Source organism: Streptomyces sp. NPDC107654 (assembly GCF_055639035.1).
Genome location: NZ_JBVKBI010000004.1, coordinates 279,949 through 292,872 on the forward strand (window position 1 = coordinate 279,949; position 12,924 = coordinate 292,872).

General features: G+C 70.1%; 10 protein-coding genes. 6 read left to right on the forward strand and 4 right to left on the reverse strand.

All coding sequences use genetic code 11. The features are described 5' to 3' along the window. Positions 1–22: 22 nt before the first annotated feature. The 4 genes from ACZ7N4_RS09545 to ACZ7N4_RS09560 form a co-directional block, all read right to left on the reverse strand. On the reverse strand, positions 23–4,747 hold the full coding sequence (locus ACZ7N4_RS09545; RefSeq protein ID WP_471355688.1) for a putative T7SS-secreted protein: 4,725 nt from the start codon (positions 4,745–4,747) through the stop codon (positions 23–25). Continuing rightward, on the reverse strand, positions 4,747–5,328 hold the full coding sequence (locus ACZ7N4_RS09550; RefSeq protein ID WP_471355690.1) for a hypothetical protein: 582 nt from the start codon (positions 5,326–5,328) through the stop codon (positions 4,747–4,749). The genes ACZ7N4_RS09545 and ACZ7N4_RS09550 overlap by 1 nt, the downstream gene beginning before the upstream one ends. Then, positions 5,325–5,810: a hypothetical protein gene (locus ACZ7N4_RS09555; protein ID WP_471355692.1), complete on the reverse strand. Its 486-nt coding sequence runs from the start codon at positions 5,808–5,810 to the stop codon at positions 5,325–5,327. The genes ACZ7N4_RS09550 and ACZ7N4_RS09555 overlap by 4 nt, the downstream gene beginning before the upstream one ends. Positions 5,811–5,937: 127 nt before the next feature. Further along, positions 5,938–7,656, reverse strand: a complete 1,719-nt coding sequence (locus ACZ7N4_RS09560; protein WP_471355695.1) for a chitinase — start codon at positions 7,654–7,656, stop codon at positions 5,938–5,940. Positions 7,657–7,918: 262 nt separating this feature from the next. On the opposite strand from ACZ7N4_RS09560, the gene ACZ7N4_RS09565 reads away from it, so the two are divergent. From ACZ7N4_RS09565 to ACZ7N4_RS09590, 6 genes are all read left to right on the forward strand, one after another. Next, on the forward strand, positions 7,919–8,815 hold the full coding sequence (locus ACZ7N4_RS09565; RefSeq protein WP_471356178.1) for a hypothetical protein: 897 nt from the start codon (positions 7,919–7,921) through the stop codon (positions 8,813–8,815). Positions 8,816–8,877: 62 nt separating this feature from the next. Further along, complete coding sequence (gene cpaB, locus ACZ7N4_RS09570; RefSeq protein WP_471355697.1) at positions 8,878–9,582, forward strand: Flp pilus assembly protein CpaB; 705 nt, start codon at positions 8,878–8,880, stop codon at positions 9,580–9,582. Between the two features lie 9 nt (positions 9,583–9,591). Beyond that, complete coding sequence (locus ACZ7N4_RS09575) at positions 9,592–10,827, forward strand: AAA family ATPase (RefSeq protein ID WP_471355700.1); 1,236 nt, start codon at positions 9,592–9,594, stop codon at positions 10,825–10,827. 7 nt (positions 10,828–10,834) lie between these two features. Continuing rightward, complete coding sequence (locus ACZ7N4_RS09580; RefSeq protein WP_471355702.1) at positions 10,835–11,215, forward strand: TadE family protein; 381 nt, start codon at positions 10,835–10,837, stop codon at positions 11,213–11,215. A 1-nt stretch (position 11,216) separates the two neighbouring features. Beyond that, positions 11,217–11,582: a TadE/TadG family type IV pilus assembly protein gene (locus ACZ7N4_RS09585; protein WP_471355705.1), complete on the forward strand. Its 366-nt coding sequence runs from the start codon at positions 11,217–11,219 to the stop codon at positions 11,580–11,582. Then, complete coding sequence (locus ACZ7N4_RS09590) at positions 11,579–12,916, forward strand: CpaF family protein (protein ID WP_471355707.1); 1,338 nt, start codon at positions 11,579–11,581, stop codon at positions 12,914–12,916. The genes ACZ7N4_RS09585 and ACZ7N4_RS09590 overlap by 4 nt, the downstream gene beginning before the upstream one ends. Positions 12,917–12,924 lie beyond the last annotated feature (8 nt).

Sequence of the window (12,924 nt, forward strand, 5' to 3'; positions counted from 1 at the left end):
CTCCGTTGAATATTTATGACATTCACTTGGCTTTATAGAAAAGATGGTGATCGCCCCCCGGTTTGTTTATCTTGCCATACCTCTCCATGCTCTCTGGGTAGCCAAATTTTCCGTCGGGGCGCTGCACCTTCGAGTTGTCCCATCCGAAGTTCACGAAGTTCCGGGTGTCGTCGACCTTCGGTTTGCCTGCGTGGAAGTGGGGGCCTTTCGGGTCGTGAGTGTGCTCCACCACCACCCGTGATCCGCTTTCTGTTTCAAATTGTCGGAAATTTCCCCAGTGGGTTGGATCCGGCGAATGGACGTAACCTGGAGCGTGCTTCAATCTCTCGTTTCCGGTGACAACCCACTGAGCGATGGGCTCTTCACCGTAGGGAACTCCGGCAAGATCAAACGCCGCCTTCTCCGCGTCTTCACGCTTCTCGAAGGGATTGCTGTGCTCACCCCTCGGGCAGGGTCCCAGCCCCAGGGGATCAGACCACGTGATGGGGTTGTGGACATAGGTGACGGGGTGTGGCGCGGGCGTGAGTCCCAGTGGGTCGGGCGTGACAAAGCGGGCGGTTTCGGGGTCGTAGTGGCGGAAGTAGTTGTAGTGGAGGCCGGTTTCCGGGTCGTAGTACTGGCCCGGGAAGCGTAGGGGGGTATAGGACGTGCTGTCCGTCGACCACGCCGTTGTTCCCCACAGAGTGCTGCGGGTGCGCCAGGCGATTCCGCCCTGCTCGTCCACCAGCTCGCTCGGGGTGCCGACCAGGTCGGTGACGATGGCGAAGAAGCGGGAGTCGATTTCCTGCTGGGGGGCTTCCGCTGCGGTGATGCGTTCCGTCTGGGAGACCGGACGCAGGCCCTGGTGGTCCCAGGTGAGGGTGACCGGGTTGGGCAGGCCGAGGGATGTCGTGGTCTGTTCGCAGAGTGTTGTGCCGTCCCAGGTGAAGTCCACCCTCTCCACGACCGTCTCGCCGTGGTCCGCGAGGCGGAATTTCGCCGTGCGGCGGCCCAGGGGGTCGTATGTGTAGCGCCAGCGGGTGCCGTCGGGGGTCACCACCGACGTCAGGCGGTCTTCGGCGTCCCATTCGTAGCGCCAGGTGTCCGGACGCCGGGAGAGGCGGGTTTTCTGGCGGAGGATGATGCGGCCGAGGGCGTCGTGTTCGTAGCGGACGTTGCCGGCTCGGGTGATGCGGGTTCCCGCATACGCGCGCGGTCCCTTTGCCTCTGCGCCCGGGTGCTCCGACGGCCAGGACGCCATGCTCTGGTTGCCCGCCTCGTCGTAGGCGTACTGCTCCGTCCAGCCTGCCGCATGGACGGCGGTCACCCTGCCTGTTGCGTCCAGGTCGAAGCGGCGGGTGCCGGAGAGGTGGTCGTCAATGCGGATCGGGTTGCCGTCGGCGCGATACGTGTACGCCCGGTGCTGGACCCGCTGACCCCCGGCGCCGGTCACTGACTGGGTGGTGAGGCGGCCCAAGGCGTCGAAAGTCTGCTTCAGGGCGATCGTGCCGCCGATGTGCCGGGTCAGTTCGCGGCCCGCTTCGTCATACGCGAAGTCGATCGCCCGGCCTGACGCCACCATGCCCGTGCGGCGGCCCGCTGCGTCGTACGACCAGGTCGTCCTGGCCCCGGTCGGGGTGGTGCGGCCGGTGCGGCGACCCAGGACGTCGTAGGTGTACGTCACGGTGCGGCCGTTGACCGTCTCCGAGCGCAGACGGCCGTACCGGTCGCGCAGCAGCATCAGCGTCGTACCGTCGGGGCCCGTTGCCTGGGCCAGCTGGTCGGTCAGGTCGTAGGCGTACGTGGTGATGCGGCCCGCCGCATCCTTGCGGAGTACTTGGCCGAATTCGTTCCGCTCGAAGGACGTCACCTCGCCGAGTGCGTTGCGTCGGGAGAGCAGGTGGCCCGCTGCGTCGTACTCGTACTCCAGTGCGCGGTCGTCGAAGTCCGTCTCCCGTACCAGGCGGCCGGTCGCGTCGTACTCGTACGTCCAGGTCAGGCCCTGCGGGTTCGTCACCGCCGTGAGGCGTAGTTCGGTGTCGTGCGTGAATTCGTAGCGGACTCCGTCCGGGCCCGTGCGGGCTGTCAGCAGGTCGAAGTGCGTGTACTCGAAGCGGCTGACCCCGCCGAGGGGGTCCGTGTGGCTCGTGCAGTTGCCCTCGCCGTCGTATGTCCACGTCTCCGTGGTGCCGTCGGGGGCCGTGCGGCGGATCAGCCGGCCTTCGAGGGACCATTCCAGGCGGGTCGTGGCGCCCGTCGGATCCGTGATGGTGATCGGGAGGCCAAGGACGTTGCGTTCGTAGCGTGTGGTCGCGCCCAGCGGATCTGTCACCTCCACCGGGAGGCCCGCGCGGTCGCAGACGACCGTCGTGGTTGCGCCCAGCGGGTCAGTCACCGACGTGAGGTGGCCGGCCTCCGTGTACGTGAACCGAGTCGTCTGACCCGCCGGGTCCGTGACCGACGTGCGGTTGCCCCTCTCGTCGTACGTCTGGCGGATCATCGTGCCGTCCGGGTTCACCACCTTCGCCGGCAGGCCGAGGTCGTTGTACTCCGCCCTTGCCTCGCGGCCGTCCGGGCGGACCGCCCGTGTGAGGTTGCCGGCCTCGTCGTACTCGAACGTCGTCGTGTGGCCCAGCGGGTTCGTCGTGGAGAGCAGGCGGTTGTAGCGGTCGCGGACGTAGCGCGTGGTCGCGCCCACGGCGTCCGTCTCGGCGATGACCTGGCAACGGCGGTTGATCAGGTAATGGGTGGTGTGGCCGTGTGAATCGGTGATCGTGGTGGTGTGCTCGCCGGTGTCCGGGTCGACCGGCCCGTAGGTGAAGGTCGATGCCAGGTGGCCGGCGGCGCCGGACTGGTGGGTGCAGCGGTCCTGGTCGTCGTAGGCGTAGGTGAAGTGGCTGTCGTTGGTGTCCGTCCAGGAGACGATGCGCCCTTCGGCGTCGTAGGCGAAGCGCGTGGGGCGGCCGGAGGAGTTGAAGACCTCGCTCAGGTGGCCGTCGGTGTAGCCGTAGCGGATCAGTTCCTGGTCGGTGCCGTCCGATGCCGCGCCCGCCAGGTGCACCGCGGTGACCTGGCCGTCGGCGGTCGACAGGAGCAGGCGGTAGCCGCCGCTGTGGGTGAGGGCACGGGGTGCGCCGGTCGTGTCGTACTCGAACGTGATCCAGTTGCCGTTGCGGTCGTCGATCTGTTCCAGTACGGCCAGGGTCTCGGAGCGGTCGGCGAAGTGCCGTACGTGGCCGGTCTCGGGGTCGGTGAGGGTGTAACCGCCGTCCACTCGGTCCAGGGGCCAGCGGGGGCCGTGGGTGGGCACGGTCGGTACACCGGGGGCCGGGTGCGGGTAGGCGAGGACCAGGCCGTCCTCGCCGACGAAGACGACGCCCTGCGCGTCGATCTCCAGGCGCTGGTCGAGGGTGGAGGACCAGGTCGGGCCGAACCAGCCGCCGAGCCGGTACGACGACTCGAACTGCCGCTTGAGGAACAGGGGAAGAGCGCCGGGGAGGGAGACGTCGGTCTGCGGCAGCACCATCCGCCCGGTCGCGACGTCGACCGGGTCCTTTTCGCAGACCTTCTCGCCCGGCCGCCGGGAGACGTCCTCCGGGCCCTTTTCCACCGCGTTCCGGGCGGCGTTGCGCAGCCCCTGCTCGGCGCCCTCTTCCGCCGCCTTCCGGGCCAGTCCCGCTTCCAGCCCGGCGCCGTCGCCGAGGAGGAACTGGGGGGCCATGCGTCCGCTGAACTCGGAGGGATCCTTGCGGAACTCCTCCCACATGGTTTTGGCGGTGCGTTCGGGGTGGGCGGCGGTGGAGGTCAGGCCGGAGAGCGTCATGCTGACGTTCTGCATGTAGGCGGCCGGGTGGGTGAGGTTGTAGGGGTCCGCCGGGTCCAGACCCCGGACGAAGTTGACCAGGCCGGCGGTGCCCTTGGCGACGCCTCCGGCGAAGTGGGTGAGTTCGATGCCGGTGGACACCGCGCCGTCCTTCAGGTCGCCCTTCAGGCGGTCCAGGGGCGGGGGTTCGGCCGGGGCGTGGGCGACGGCTGCTTTCACCTTGTCCTGGGCTTCGGAGGCGGCGGTGTTGCGCTGCTTGCGGGCCTCGGCGAGCTTGTGCCGGGCGGCCTGGACGGTGTCCTTGCCCGGGTCGTGGAACTTCCCCGGGTCCGGGCCGGGGTCCTCGCCCGCCTTCGCCTTCGCCTGGTACGTCCGGACCTTGTCCTGGTAGGCGTCGAACGCGGTCCTGGACGCCTTCTCGCCCTTCTTGTAAAGCTCCACGGCCTCACCGGCCTGCCCTTGCGCCCACTTCACGGTGTCGGCATACGCATCCAAGGCAGCCGCGGCTGTCTTGCAGGCCTCGGCCGCCTGCGCCCACTTGGCGGGGTGGACGCCGAACTTCCTGCGGAAGGCGTCACCGCCCTCGCCCTTCCAGCCGGAGGAGTCGACCTTCTTCAGGCCCTGGCTGACCTTGTCGAACGCGCCGTGGAAGTCACGCAGGTGCTTGGCGCTCTGCCGGATCTTCGCCGGGTCGCCGTGGACGAGTTCGTTGGCTTCCTCGCTCTGGCCGAGCTGCTGCTCGCCGGGGGTCGCGCCCAGGTCGGAGGCGATGCCGTCGCCCCAGTCCTCCACGACGTCGGCCCACTTGTGCAGCCCGTACTCGTCCAGCTTGTCGCCGACCTTGTCCGTGGCCCAGTCGACGCCCTCGCCGAGCTTCTTCTTGCCCTTGTCGTAGAGGTTCTCGGCACCGCCCAGCAGAGCGTTGGTGACATCGCCGATGCCCATCAGCGCTCACCGCCCGACTGCCCGGCGTCCGCGTCACCGACCAGGTCGCCCACACCCACGCCCGGCACCGGTCCGATGGTGTGCGAGGTCATCACATCGTCCGCGGCCGTCTTCCAGCCCTCCTTGCTGTTCGCCCACGCCTTCTTGAAGGATTCCTCGCTGTAGTCGACGTCACCGCCGTACGCACCCGACTTGGCGATGTCGCCGTAGCCCATCTTCTCGACGTCCTTCTCCGAGGCGTACGGGTTGCCGACGGCCGCGTTCTCCACGACCTTCACCGTGCCCTCGACGTACTTGTCGGTCTCGTAGTACGTCCCCGCCGCCAGGCCCGTCTTCTCCGCGAACCCGTTGCCCTCGGCGATCAGCGCCCGAACCCCCCACTCCCAGCGCTCGCAGAACGACGTGAAATCACCCGTCAACCCCTCATGGCCCAGCTCCAGGCCCGACAGCGCGATCTCGCCGAAACCGCGGCCCGCCCCGGACGTGCCGAAACCGCCCAGCTCCTTCAACTCGCCCAGCGCATCCGTCAGCCCCTTGGCGATCAGGCCGAGCCCCTGCGCCGCCAGATCCTCACCGCTCACCGCTCATCCCCCGTCACACCCTCCACGTCCACCGCCACCGCGTCCGGCACGATCCCCCGCACCGGAGGAAAGACCATGCCGTCGTCCCCGTCCGCGCAGTCCAGCGCCACCCCACACGGCACACCCACCGCCGGCACCACCGCGTCCAGCAAACGGGCCCCCAGCCACCGCTGGTAGGCCCAGTCCCGGCCGCCCTCGCCCCGCGCCACCGCGAAACGGGCCAGAGCATGCTCATGGGAGAAGGCGTAGATCCAGCGGACACCGCCGAAGTCCGCCGTCAGGGGAGCGTCGTCCTCGTCCACCGGAACCAGCACGGCCGTACGCCGGAACTCACCCAGCAGGGCAGCGAACTCCCGGCGCCTGCGCCCGGGATCGCCCGTGGTCTCCGGTCGCCGGTCCGGTACCGCGACGTCCGCATAGTCGTACAGCCGTGACCTGCGGACATTCCCCGTTGCGTTGGCGTCGCCCCCGTGTTCAGCCATGCCCGGGATCATGGCACCGGCCGGTAGCCGGGGCAAAACGGATAGGGGCGGACCGCTCAAGTCCGGCCGCCGCACACGACGGCGCCCGGACCGAGGGGTCCGGGCGCCGGGGGAGAGGAGGGTCAGGTCACGGCAGCGCGTGCACGTGGGCGCCCACCGGGTTCGACCACGCGTTCCCCGATGCCGCGTCCCAGTTCGTGGACCAGGTCATCGCGCCGCGCAGGGACGGGTAGGTCTTGGACGGCTTGAAGGTGCCGCAGTTCGTGCCGGCCGTCAGGCAGTCCAGGGCGTTGTTGACGACGGTCGGGGAGACGTAGCCGCCGCCGGCCGCGCGGGTGGAGGCCGGGAGGCCGAGGCCCACCTGGGACGGGGACAGGCCGCCCTCCAGCTGGATGCAGGCGAGGGCGGTCAGGAAGTCGACCGTGCCCTGCGAGTACACCTTGCCGTCGCAGCCCAGCATGGAACCGCTGTTGTAGTACTGCATGTTGACGACCGTGAGGATGTCCTTCACGTTCAGCGCGGTCTGGAAGTAGGTGTTCGACGTCGACTGCATGTCGATCGTCTGCGGGGCCATGGTGATGATCAGGGAGGATCCGGCCTTCGCCGAAAGGGCGCGCAGGGCCTGGGTCATGTAGGTCGCGTTGAGGCCGTTCTCCAGGTCGATGTCGACGCCGTCGAAGCCGTACGTCTGCATGAGGGAGTAGACCGAGTTGGCGAAGTTGGTGGCCGATGCCGCGTCGCTGACCGACACCGAGCCCTTCTCGCCGCCGACCGAGATGACGACCTTCTTGCCGGCCGCCTGCTTGGCCTTGATGTCCGCCTTGAACTGGTCGACCGTGTAGCCGCCGAGGCCGGAGGAGTCGAGGGAGAAGCTCACCGCGCCCGGTGTCGACGTCGCGTCCGCGAAGGCCACCGCGATGATGTCGTAGGAGGACGGGACGTCCGACAGCTTCTGGACCGTGGCTCCGTTGTCGAAGTTCTGCCAGTAGCCGGTCACCGCGTGCTTGGGGAGGGTCCCGCCCCCGCCGCCGCCCGTGCCGGAGGTCGTCGTGCCCGTCGCCGTCGCCGACTTCGCCGACTCGCCCGCCGCGTTGGTCGCCGTCACCTGGAAGGTGTACGACGTGGAGGCGGAGAGGCCGGTCACCGTGGCCGACGTGCCCGTCACCGCCGTGACCTTCGTGCCGTTCCGGTAGACGTTGTAGCCCGTCGCGCCCGACACCGGGGACCAGGACAGGGAGACCGAGGAGGAGGTCGTACCGGTGACGGACAGGCCGGCCGGGGCCGCGGGGACCGTGGGGGCCGGGTCGGAGCCTCCGCCGCCGTCGGGGCCGTGGACCGAGAGGTCGTCGGCGTAGTAGGCGGCCTGGCCGTACCAGCCGTGGGTGTAGACCGTGACCGAGGTCGTGGAGGCGCCCGTGGTGAACGTCGTCGAGAGCTGCTTCCACGATGTCGAGTCGGGCGTCCACGTCGAGACGTCCGTGGTGCCGGTGCCGGTCACGCCCAGGTAGGAGTAGCCGCCCTGCACCCACGCGCTCAGCGTGTACGTCGAGTTGGGCCTGACCGCCACCGACTGGGTGCACTGGGCGTTGTCCTGGCCGGCCGGGGTCGCCTTCAGGGCGGAGGTGCCGCCGTGGACCGGGGACGTGACCGTCGTACCGCTGCCGGACGTGCACGTCCAGTTGGTCAGGCCCGACTCGAAGCCCGCGTTCTTCACGTTGTTGACGTCCGCGGCGGACGCGGGGGCCGCCGTGGCGAGGCCCGCGGCCGAGAGGGCCAGGGCGCCGGCGGCGGACCATGCCGCGAGCCGCCGTCTGCGAGATCCGGGTATGCCTGGGGCACGGTCCACTGAAGCCTCCGGGGCAGGAAGGAAGGGAGGGGAGGGCACGAGAGTCTTCGCTGTGCGGGTCCAAGTTGGTCCAGACCAATCGGGGTGTCAAGAGGTCCAGACCAAGAAGCACGAAGAGTGGTCGCTCAACCTGTCCGGGTTTGGCGGGACTTGTGGCTGGAGAGTTCCACACCGGCTTCACAAACGCTGTTCTCCGGCCATACGGCCGTGGTTACAGTGCTCAGGTAGTCACGCAATGAAGTCGTCCTGGCGCACTGCGGTGATGCCGGTGGGGCCGGACGGTGTGAAGAGCGGGGAGCTGCGCGTGCCAACTGCCATTGCCGTGACCAGCGCCGACATGGCGCTGCCGGCGCAGGACGAGCGGACCATGCCCGCCGTCGTGCTCGCCGAGATCGACCGCAGGCCGCTGGAAGCGGCGCTCACCGAACTCCACGCTCTCGTCGAGCAGTACGGATACGTGGTCGTCGTCTGCTCCCAGGCCACCCCGGAGCCGGTCGTGCGACGGCTGTACACCCTGCGCTCGCTGCTGGAGAGCGACCGGATCGCCCTGTTCCGGCCCGCGCTGCCGCCGCTCGGCATCGCCGTGCTGGCCCGGCAGCTGCGGCAGCTCGCCTCCTGCGACCTCAGCCCGGGCGTGCTCGCCTCCGCCGCACGGCTGCTCACCCACTACATCCACGCCGGCGCCGTCCTCGGCTCCGTCGCCAAACTGGACCGCGTCCCGGTCGGGCTGAAGGCGCACGCCCGCTCCTGGGTGCCGGGCAGCCAGTTCGCCGTGCTCGCCCATCCGGAGCCCCAGCTGGTCCGGGTCGGCCCCGAGGCCACCCTCGACGGACCCGAGTTCAGCACCTGGCTGCTGGTCGCCAAGGGGCAGTTGCAGAGCGACTGGGCGGGCGGGCTCGGCAGCCGGTGGGGCGTGCACGGCGTACGCGAGGTCCCCCTGCCCGCCGAGTCACCGGCGTGGTGGGGGACCGGCCGCATGGTCGAGTTCTGCGGTTACCTCGCCGACCTGTCCGTCCTCTACCAACTGGTCACCTCGGTACGGCAGAGCAGCTGCCACTGGTGCGGCCTCGACGTCATCGGCGACCGCTGCGTCTTCTGCTCCGCCACCCCGCCCGCCCACGAACCGCCCCGCGCCCTGGAGCAACGCACGCCCGCCTGACCGGCCCGGACACGACCCTCACATCCCGCTCGACCGATTCCCCCAATGAGGTTGCACGGTTCATGAACTCCCGTCAGCGCCGCGGCGTGATACTCCTGATCCTGTCGGTCCTGTGCGCGCTGGGCGCGTTCGCCGGCGTGCTCTCCGTCATCCACGACGTGAACTCCAAGGTCGGGCCCGAGGTCGCCGCCTACCGGGTCAGGTCCGAGGTGAAGCCGTACACCGCGCTGGAGGCGGGCCAGTTCGAGAAGGTCCGGATGCCGAGGCGGTGGCTGTCCGGCAACGCCGTCACCGACCTGGGGCAGATCCGCGGCAAGATCGCCGTGACCACGCTGCACACCGGCTCCCTGCTCCAGACCGACATGATCGTGGACCAGCCCGCCCTCCAGCCCGGTCAGCAGGAGGTCGCCATCATGATCGACGCGGCGACCGGTGTGGCCGGGAAGATCACCCCGGGGTCGCGCGTCAACGTCTACGCCACCTTCGAGGGCAGGAAGGAGGGCGACCCCGACCAGTCGAAGATCATCGTGACCAACGCCCGCGTCCTCGACGTCGGCCAGATCACCGCCCTCGACCCGGACCGGGACAAGGACCGGCAGGCCACCGAGGCCGTCCCGATCACCTTCGCGCTGTCCACCATCGACGCCCAGCGCATCACCTACGCCGAGTCCTTCGCCCAGCGCGTCCGGCTCGCGCTCGTGGCCCCCGGCAGCGAGACCAGCGTCCCCGACAAGGACCGCACCTACGAACTCGCGACGGACAAGTGAGAGGCGGCCATGCCCATCAGGATCCTCCCGGCCGGCACGGACCCGGACGCCGTCCGCTCCCTCACCACCCTCCTCAGCCAGCTCCCCGACGCCGAGCCCCAGCCCCCGGTCACCGACTCCACCCAGCTGGTCGACGGCCTCGCCCGGCTCGCCGCCGAGTCCCTCGACGAACTGCCCGAGGTGGTCGTCGTCCACGAGCGCATCGGGCCCGTACCGGCCCTGGAGCTGATCCGCGAGGTCGCCCTGCGCTTCCCGGCCGTCGGCGTCATCCTCGTCACCACCGACGCGAGCCCCGGCCTGTTCGCCGCCGCCATGGACTCCGGCGCCCGCGGCCTGGTCGCGCTCCCGCTGTCGTACGAGGAACTCGCCCACCGCGTCCAGGCCGTCGCCCAGTGGTCGACGGGCGTACGACGGCACCTGGGGCACGGCGCCGAGCTGCTCACCGGTGTCGGCGGCACCGTCGTCACCGTCAGCGGCGCCAAGGGAGGCGTCGGCGCGACACTGACCGCAGTCCAGCTGGCCCTCGCCGCCCAGGCCTCCGGCCGCGCCACCGCCCTCGTCGACCTCGACCTCCAGACCGGCGACATCGCCTCGTACCTGGACGTCCAGTTCCGCCGCTCGGTGGCCGACCTGGCCGCCATCACCGACATCTCGCCCCGCGTCCTCGCCGACGCAGTCTTCCGCCACGACACCGGGCTCGCCCTGCTCCTCGCGCCCGGCGAGGGCGAACGCGGCGAGGAGGTCACCGACCGCGCCGCCCGCCAGGTCGTCGGCGCGCTGCGCTCCCGCTACGAGGTCGTCGTGGTGGACTGCGGGGCCCAGCTGAGCGGCGCCGGGGCCGCCGTGGTGGAGATGGCCGACACCGCGCTGCTGGTCACCACCCCGGACGTCATCGCCGTACGCGCCGCCAAACGGACCGTACGGATGTGGGACCGGCTGCAGATCCGCAAGGCCGAGGAGACGACGGTGGTCGTCAACCGGCAGACCAGGAACACGGAGATCCAGCCCGCCCTGGTGCAGCGCATCACCGGGACGGCGCTGGCGCGTACGGCCGTACCCGCCAACTTCAAGGAACTCCAGGGTGTGGTGGACGCGGGCCGGGTGCACGAACTCGACGCCAGGAGCACGGTCAAGCAGGCCCTGTGGGCGCTCGCGGGGGAGCTCGGACTGGTGAAGGCGGCGGAGGGATCCTCCCACCGCGGCGGCGGGCGGGGTCCGGTGAGTCTGCGGCGGCGGAAGGAGTGAACCTGCCATGAGAAGACCGGGCGGGGACCGGGGGCAGGTGAGCATCGAGTTCCTCGGCATGACACCACTGATCGTTCTGACCCTGCTGCTCATGTGGCAGGCCGTGCTCGTGGGCTACGCCTACACGCTCGCGGGGAACGCAGCGGACGAGGGCGTACGGGCGGGGACGGCGGCACCACCGGGGCAGCGGTTCGGCGTGTGCGAACAGGCCGCGCTGAAACACCTGTCGGGGGCGTGGCGGGAGGGCGCCGGCGTGGACCACTGCGGCGGGAGCGGCTATGTGACGGCCGACGTGGCCGTCAAGGTGCCCGTCCTCTTCCCCGGCCTCGTCGACTTCCCCGTCACCGTGCACGGCCACGCGGGAGCCGTCGAGGAGGCGAAGCACTGAGATGCCGTACCGCCACCCGGGACGCGACCGCGGCCAGGTCGCCATCGAGTACCTGGGGTTCATCCCCGTCCTGCTCGTCGTCGGCCTCGCCGGCTTCCAGATCGGCGCCGTCGCCTACGCCGCCGAGCAGGCCGGTACGGCGGCCAGGGCGGGGGCGCGGGCGGCGTCGCTGGGGCAGTCGTACGGCCAGGCCTGCGCCGACGCCGTGAGCGGCGGCCTCACGGTGTCCTGCGCGGCCGCCCCGGGGGGTGACTCGGTCACCGTCACCGCGACCGTCCACATCCCCACCGTCGTCTGGGACCTCGGCTCCGCCACCAAGTCCGCCACCATGCCGCTCGACCACCGACCGAGGAGAAGCGACCCATGAGTCTGCGGGCACGCATCAGCACCCCGGAGGAGCACGGCAGCCGGGGCGAGGACGGGCACCTGGTCGCCTCCTACCGGGCCAAGCTGCTGGAGGAGATCGACCTCGCCGAGATGAGCTCGCTCGCCGCCGCCGACCGCCGGGCCCGGCTGGAGCGGGTGCTCGGGCACATCATCAGCCGCGAGGGCCCGGTCCTGTCGACCGTCGAGCGCTCCCAGCTGATCCGCCGGGTGGTGGACGAGGCGCTCGGCCTCGGCATCCTGGAGCCGCTGCTGGAGGACGCGTCCATCACCGAGATCATGGTCAACGGGCCCGACGCGATCTTCGTGGAGCGCGGCGGCCGGGTGGAACAGCTCCCCCTCCGCTTCGTCTCCGCCGACCAGCTGATGCAGACCATCGAGCGGATCGTGTCGACGGTCAACCGCCGCGTGGACGAGTCCAACCCCATGGTCGACGCCCGTCTGCCCTCCGGCGAACGCGTCAACGTCATCATCCCGCCGCTGTCCCTGACCGGCCCCATCCTCACCATCCGCCGCTTCCCCCGCTCCTTCACCCTCCAGGAGCTGATCGGCTTCGGTTCGCTGGACGAGCACATGGTGTACCTGCTGGCGGGCCTCGTGCAGGCCAAGTTCAACATCATCGTCTCCGGCGCCACCGGCACCGGCAAGACCACCCTCCTCAACGCCCTGTCCGGCCTCATCCCCGCGCACGAGCGCATCATCACCATCGAGGACTCCGCCGAACTCCAGCTCCAGCAGACCCACGTGGTCCGGCTGGAGTCACGCCCGCCGAACGTCGAGGGCAAGGGCCAGGTCACCATCCGCGACCTGGTCCGCAACTCCCTGCGGATGCGCCCCGACCGGATCGTGGTGGGCGAGGTCCGCGGCGGCGAGTCCCTCGACATGCTCCAGGCGATGTCCACGGGCCACGACGGCTCCCTGGCCACCGTGCACGCCAACAGCGCCGAGGACGCCCTGACCCGCCTGCAGACCCTCGCCTCCATGTCCGATGTCGAGGTCCCCTTCGTCGCCCTGCACGACCAGATCAACAGTGCCGTCGACGTCATCGTCCAGCTCACCCGGTTCGCCGACGGCGCCCGCCGCATCACCGAGATCGCCCTGCTCGACAGCCACGGCTCAGAGCCGTACCGGCTGGCCACCGTCGCCCGCTTCGAGGCACAGCCCATGACCCCGGACGGCCGTGTCCACGGCGCCTTCCGCTACTTCCCGCTGCCCCGCCGCACCGCCGACCGCCTCTACATGGCGAGCCAGCCCCTCCCGCAGGCCTTCGGCGTCGCCCGCTCCGCCGACCAGCTAGCCACCCGAGAAGCCAGGTAGGACCCCGA

Coding starts and splice junctions, on each gene's coding strand:
- ACZ7N4_RS09585 (WP_471355705.1), top strand. CDS start 11,217: ATGCCGTACCGCCACCCGGGACGCGACCGCGGCCAGGTCGCCATCGAG.
- ACZ7N4_RS09565 (WP_471356178.1), top strand. CDS start 7,919: ATGCCGGTGGGGCCGGACGGTGTGAAGAGCGGGGAGCTGCGCGTGCCA.
- cpaB (WP_471355697.1), top strand. CDS start 8,878: ATGAACTCCCGTCAGCGCCGCGGCGTGATACTCCTGATCCTGTCGGTC.
- ACZ7N4_RS09590 (WP_471355707.1), top strand. CDS start 11,579: ATGAGTCTGCGGGCACGCATCAGCACCCCGGAGGAGCACGGCAGCCGG.
- ACZ7N4_RS09575 (WP_471355700.1), top strand. CDS start 9,592: ATGCCCATCAGGATCCTCCCGGCCGGCACGGACCCGGACGCCGTCCGC.
- ACZ7N4_RS09545 (WP_471355688.1), bottom strand. CDS start 4,747: ATGGGCATCGGCGATGTCACCAACGCTCTGCTGGGCGGTGCCGAGAAC.
- ACZ7N4_RS09580 (WP_471355702.1), top strand. CDS start 10,835: ATGAGAAGACCGGGCGGGGACCGGGGGCAGGTGAGCATCGAGTTCCTC.
- ACZ7N4_RS09555 (WP_471355692.1), bottom strand. CDS start 5,810: ATGGCTGAACACGGGGGCGACGCCAACGCAACGGGGAATGTCCGCAGG.